Below are 1,886 nucleotides of genomic sequence, written 5' to 3' on the forward strand. Positions count from 1 at the left end.
TCGCGCCGCCGCCGCTACCGCTGAGCCGCCACCGGCCGGGCGCCCAAAGCGCCCGGCCGGTCCACCCCCGCAATCACCGGAGTCCTGGTTGAGCGTCCCCGAGTACACCGACGAACCCACCCCCGACCGCCCGCACCGTCTGTGCCCCCTGCTCAATGAAGCCGTCCTGATCACCGGCGTCCCCGCCGTCGTCCTGGCCATCGCGTACGCCGGCCCCGCCATGTGGGCCTTGCTGTTCTACCTCGGCATCATCCAGCTCGGCCTGCTCGCACTCAGCGTCTCCACCGAACTGCCGCCGGAAGACGCGCCGCTGACCCTCCGGCCCGGATGGTCCGCCCTCGCGGCTGCGGCGGACCTGCTCGTCCTCGCCGCTCTCCTCTTGTTCATCCTGCGCGCCTGGTTCGAGCCCGCTACGGCAGCCGTCCCCGCGCCGACCGCCTCCGGCTTCTGCGCTGTGTTCTCCGTCCCTGTCCTCGGTGCGCTCCACCACTTCGCCCACACCCGCGCGGTGCGTCCCGCCGGGACCGCAGCGGAACGCGGCGCGCGCCCCGGCACGGACGACGTACGCGGCTGACCCGGCCCCGACCCCGACCCGAAGGAACCCATGCCCCTTCCGCCCCGCGCCCGCCAGTTCAACACGACCGCCGGCTGCCTCCCCCCGGACCGCGATGACCCCGACACCTTCCCCGTCGTCGTCCTGGCCGGCTTCCGCATCGGCGCCTTCATCACGGACGAGGGGAGCGTGTACATCGGCGTGGACAGCGAGTTCGCAGACCCCGCGCTGCGCTCCCCCGACACGACGATCCCCGTGGAGGTCCGCATCGACTCCCACCCCAGCCAGTTCGGCCGGTGCGCGGCAACCCTCTCCAATTGACACATAAAACTTGACCTTGAATCGAGCGAGAGGGTAGAATAATGAATATCAAGGGGATGGCCTGCCGGATGAGCCGGCCATCCCGCCCTCACCGAAGGAGATCCACATAACCCAGCCGTCCCGCCAGGACCTCGCCGCCCCCGAGTACGTGTGGATCATGTCCCGCGGCAACGTCTACGAGGGCGGCGAGGTAATGGAGGTCTTCACCGATCCCGGCCTCGCGCTGGACGAGTTCGCAGCCGAGGCGAAGCGGTGCGGCTTCCCACGCGCGGAGAAGTACCGCACGATGCTTGAGTTCCACGTCTTCGAGCGTGGCATGGACTATCTGGAACTCCGGCGCCACCCGGTGCGCCAGCGGCCCTCCGGCCCGGGGCGGCCCGAGAGCGGGTGATGTGCAGAGGGCGGCCTCCGGGCCGCCGCTTCCGAGCGCAATACAATTGACACATAAAACTTGACCCACCGGCACACCGTGGGAGATTAATGATTGTTGGCGGGGAGGCAAGCCCCCGCCGGCGAGCGCTACGGACAGCCGAGAGGGCACTGTGTCGAACACCCGACTGACCACCACCGACCTCCACGAATCCCTGCACAAGCTCCTGGACGGCGACCCGCTGCGGGCCGACGACGGGCACCCCGAGTTCCGGCTGTTCGTCTATCACGGCCGCCCGGCATGCCTGAACGCCGAACTGCTCGCGGGGTTCGACGCAAGCGTCAACCAGCTCAAGTTCCTGGCGGCAGCGCTGTACACCGCCGAGCAGAAGTGGGAGCACGTCATCGGCCCAACCCCGGAACCCGACACCGACACCCCTGGGGACATGCGAAGTCTGCGGGCACCCGCTGTCTCCCGGGCGCGGACAGTCACGACACCGCACGTGTTCAGCCCGATGCCGTCAGCGGGCCTACCGGTCATCCGGAGAGCAACGTGCGGCGACAACCTCAAGCCCCGTCCCGTTGCCGGGACCTGTGGCTCCACCCGAAACGGTCGGGGCGAGGGCTGACGCCCTCGCCCCGA

The 1,886-nt window shown here is 69.5% G+C and carries 4 protein-coding genes; all 4 read left to right on the forward strand.

Annotated elements, in window-relative coordinates; translation table 11 throughout:
* The first annotated feature begins 88 nt into the window (after positions 1–88).
* The 4 genes from GA0115259_RS37775 (at position 89) to GA0115259_RS37790 (ending at position 1,872) form a co-directional block, all read left to right on the forward strand.
* Positions 89–574 carry a hypothetical protein gene (locus GA0115259_RS37775; RefSeq protein WP_093605102.1) on the forward strand — a complete coding sequence of 162 codons (486 nt, stop codon included), beginning with the start codon at positions 89–91 and terminating at the stop codon, positions 572–574.
* 30 nt (positions 575–604) lie between these two features.
* Positions 605–874, forward strand: a complete 270-nt coding sequence (locus tag GA0115259_RS37780) for a hypothetical protein (RefSeq protein ID WP_093605104.1) — start codon at positions 605–607, stop codon at positions 872–874.
* Between the two features lie 157 nt (positions 875–1,031).
* The gene (locus GA0115259_RS37785; protein ID WP_141716881.1) at positions 1,032–1,265 is read left to right on the forward strand and encodes a hypothetical protein; all 234 of its coding nucleotides are present in this window, start codon (positions 1,032–1,034) and stop codon (positions 1,263–1,265) included.
* Between the two features lie 151 nt (positions 1,266–1,416).
* Positions 1,417–1,872 (forward strand): hypothetical protein, encoded by a 456-nt coding sequence (locus GA0115259_RS37790; protein WP_093605108.1) that lies wholly within the window; start codon positions 1,417–1,419, stop codon positions 1,870–1,872.
* The last annotated feature ends 14 nt before the right edge of the window (positions 1,873–1,886 follow it).

The sequence above is a fragment of the Streptomyces sp. MnatMP-M17 genome, assembly GCF_900091995.1.
Lineage (GTDB): Bacteria > Actinomycetota > Actinomycetes > Streptomycetales > Streptomycetaceae > Streptomyces.